The following is a 1,235-nucleotide window of genomic DNA, read 5'->3' as shown; positions in this document are numbered from 1 at the left end:
CGGTCCGGTTCGTCACCAACAAATGGTGAAGCCGCTTGATCCGATGGCGAATGTGTTACGTCGCCCAGAATGGTGCACGGAATTGCAGCAGCGCTGGGAAGCGCAGATCCCAATTGCGGACAAAATGGGCATCAAAATCAACCAATACACCGGTTATCAGTTCGAATGCAGTGCCCAGCTCAATCCGAATTTGAACCCGCACAATACGATGTTTGCTGGTTCGGCATTTACGTTGGCAACGCTGACGGGATGGGGAATGACGTGGTTACTGCTCAAAGAGCGCGGTTTGCATGGCGATATTGTTCTGGCAGACAGCTCGATTCGTTATCGTCATCCGGTGGAGCAAAATCCGGTGGCGAGTACCTCGCTTGATGGTATCAGTGGTGATTTGGATCGCTTGGCGTCAGGGCGCAAGGCGCGCATTGTCATCCATGTGGTGATTTACAGCGGCGATACGCCTGCGGTTGATTTCGTTGGCACGTACATGCTGTTGCCCAACTATTCGCAGCTACTCAGTTGCTAGTTCTTCTTCGGCTACGACCTCGTTCGTAGCCGGCTCTAACTCTTCTGTTATCTCCTCAACCAGCTCTTCTTCCGGTTGCTCTAGATTCGCCTCTGCAATGCCATGAAAGCTCGATTCCTCCGGCTGAGCATCGTTCGTTGGTACGTTCGGCGTTAAGTGGTCTGGCTGTTGTGGTGAGTCGCAGTCATTACGTGATATTTCACCATCGAGCAGATCGCCTATGATTATGCCGCAGTGATCCTTGAGCTGGAATGTCAAACCGCTGAGTGGGTTGTTGGCCATGTCAAACTCGCCGCGAATCTGACCGGATATGACATTGCCGGAGATGGTTACAGGCTTGAGCGATACTGCGCCCCGTTGCGCGTGCACTCGAATAGGGGAAAACGTGATGCTCTTAAGCGACTTATCGGCTTGTGAGCGTAGTGTCGTTTCTCGTAGGTTTGCTTCCACTTGCCCCGTTAAGCTGTACGCCAACATGTTGTTGTCACCAGATAGACCTTGCAGGTCGAGATTGAGGTCAGAAAATCCATCTACCGCGAATGCATCTGGCAGGTATGGGTGGAGCAGTTTGAGTGGAATGCCATCCGCACTCAGATTAAGCGCCCAAGGTTGGCTTGACGTACTTAGATCAAGTTGACCAAAGCCTTCAATGTAGCCTTGTTCTAGCGGGGCAAACAGACGAGAGAGTTGCCACAACCCTTGCTCACTTTGT

General features: G+C 52.1%; 2 protein-coding genes. One reads left to right on the top strand and one right to left on the bottom strand.

Translation table 11 applies throughout. The annotated features are described in order from the left end of the window. Positions 1-523: thioesterase domain-containing protein (locus tag R7Q38_RS23905; protein WP_318114537.1), on the top strand; the 523-nt coding region annotated here is incomplete at its 5' end. On the opposite strand, the gene R7Q38_RS23900 is transcribed toward R7Q38_RS23905, so the two are convergent. Beyond that, positions 509-1,235, bottom strand: a 727-nt coding sequence (locus R7Q38_RS23900; protein WP_318114536.1) for an AsmA family protein, incomplete at its 5' end; no start/stop codon positions are given. The genes R7Q38_RS23905 and R7Q38_RS23900 overlap by 15 nt on opposite strands.

The sequence above is a fragment of the Vibrio sp. Vb0598 genome (assembly GCF_033338935.1).
In the GTDB taxonomy this organism is placed as follows: Bacteria; Pseudomonadota; Gammaproteobacteria; order Enterobacterales; family Vibrionaceae; genus Vibrio; species Vibrio alginolyticus.
Note: the sequence above shows the minus strand (reverse complement) of the source record. Positions and strands in the feature narration are given on the sequence as shown.